2 protein-coding genes are annotated in these 1,730 nt (G+C 38.2%); both read left to right on the forward strand.

Going from position 1 to position 1,730, the window contains the following annotated elements:
* Positions 1 to 228 precede the first annotated feature (228 nt).
* Entirely contained in the window at positions 229 to 1,017 is a 789-nt protein-coding gene (locus QUF07_RS13780) for a CPBP family intramembrane glutamic endopeptidase (protein ID WP_289428184.1), read from the forward strand.
* Positions 1,018 to 1,132: 115 nt separating this feature from the next.
* The gene (locus QUF07_RS13785; RefSeq protein WP_217163797.1) at positions 1,133 to 1,531 is read left to right on the forward strand and encodes a type II toxin-antitoxin system HicB family antitoxin; all 399 of its coding nucleotides are present in this window, start codon (positions 1,133 to 1,135) and stop codon (positions 1,529 to 1,531) included.
* Positions 1,532 to 1,730 lie beyond the last annotated feature (199 nt).

The following is a 1,730-nucleotide window of genomic DNA, read 5'->3' on the forward strand; positions in this document are numbered from 1 at the left end:
TATTCTAACGAGAAACAAAAAATCTGTCATCAGTAATAGATAAAATCTATTACCAACAACAGATATTGTAGAACCATAATAATTTTTGAAAACTATCGAGGCCTCGCTCAGCAATTCACTAGTAACCTACTAGTGGATTGTTTTTAATTTGCACGCGCTTAGTGAAAAATATTGAAAACCCTATCCAAAGGGGCAATAATAAGATCATTCGAATTTAGGAGGAAGTTTATGCGTAAAAGTCGAGTTTCCATATCTATGCAATTTGTCATTGCAACAGGATTAATTCTAATCCTCGAAATTTTGGATATTATGTTAAAAGGGGTAAGCCCTATTATTAGAGCGAGCGTCAGATTATTGTATGGATTAGTTACGGCTGGGTTGATTACTTACATATTGAGAACACTCAAAATTCGCAATTATCCAATCAAGTATAAAAAAGCAACCAAAGTAATCGGCATCGTTTGGATAATTGCCATACTCGTTTTATTTCTGATATTTTGCCATATCGTAAATAATTTGATTGCCGTTTTTGGAGCGAAAACGCTTGTTTCGGATACCATGATGGCTTTATCTGCAGGCTTCTTCGAGGAGTTTATTTGTAGAGGATTACTGTTCAACGCATTCTTGAAGATGTTTAAAAATAATAACCTGAAATATACACTCACAGCGTGTTCTTCTGCTCTCTTCTTTGGGATCTTTCATCTGCTCAACTTAATCAATGGCCAGACGTTAACCCCAACCATTCAACAAGTCATTTATGCATTCGTCTTTGGCGTCATTCTGGCATCTGTCCGAACAGCAACCAACACTCTAATCTGGCCGGTCCTTCTGCACTTCTTATTTGATTGGCAAGCTGGAATGTCTGTCAGTCATATTTTTAGTGGCATCGTTGCCTGGCCAGCCTTCCTAATTGTGTGGGGCTTCTTTTTGATATTCGGTCTCGCGTTCCTGGTTTCTCTTGATCGTAGTGCCAATCAGTCGACCCATCTCAACTCAACATACCCGAACCAAATATAGAAATTCCATTCCCTCCAAAACAACTGATACGTGTTATCACACGTGCTACAGTATCTTAAAACAGGCAGGGCTTAAATAGCCCCTGTTTGTGTATCCATAACTGGAGGTAATTATAATGAAGTACTTATATTTTGCATTATTCACTAAGAATGTAGACGGCCAAATTGAAGTTAACTTCCCCGACTTTGATCCCCATGTAGCAACTTTTGGCAATAATATGTCTGATGCCCTTCACATGGCTCATGATGCTCTAGAAGGATATTTGCTCACCGTCGAAGATTATCATGAAGATTTGCCAACACCTTCTGACCCTCAAAATATACGGCATAATCAAGATCAATTGGTTATTCCAATTGAAGTGGACACAACCATCGCTAGAGAACGAGAGGAAAATGCAAGTGTTAAAAAGACACTTACTATTCCTAAATACCTTAACGATTTAGGCAAACAACACCAGATCAACTTTTCCGCAACTCTCACCGATGCTTTAAAAAAAAGGCTTGGTGTATCTTAAATAAATTGTCTTGTCACCACCATTGTAAAATGCTGCGGTTTTTTATGTAAAAATCTCAAAGGACAAACTAAAGAAAGCTCGCAACAGAAGGAGGAAGTATCATAACCCAGACTGATGATTTAAGTCAACCACTCCTGAATAAATTCAGGAGCTTGTGAGAATAACACCTCACGGTGTCACGACCACAATTTGCTTAGAT

The sequence above is a fragment of the Lentilactobacillus sp. TOM.63 genome, assembly GCF_030361045.1.
Classification (GTDB): domain Bacteria; phylum Bacillota; class Bacilli; order Lactobacillales; family Lactobacillaceae; genus Lentilactobacillus; species Lentilactobacillus dabitei.

Coding starts and splice junctions, on each gene's coding strand:
- QUF07_RS13780 (WP_289428184.1), top strand. CDS start 229: ATGCGTAAAAGTCGAGTTTCCATATCTATGCAATTTGTCATTGCAACA.
- QUF07_RS13785 (WP_217163797.1), top strand. CDS start 1,133: ATGAAGTACTTATATTTTGCATTATTCACTAAGAATGTAGACGGCCAA.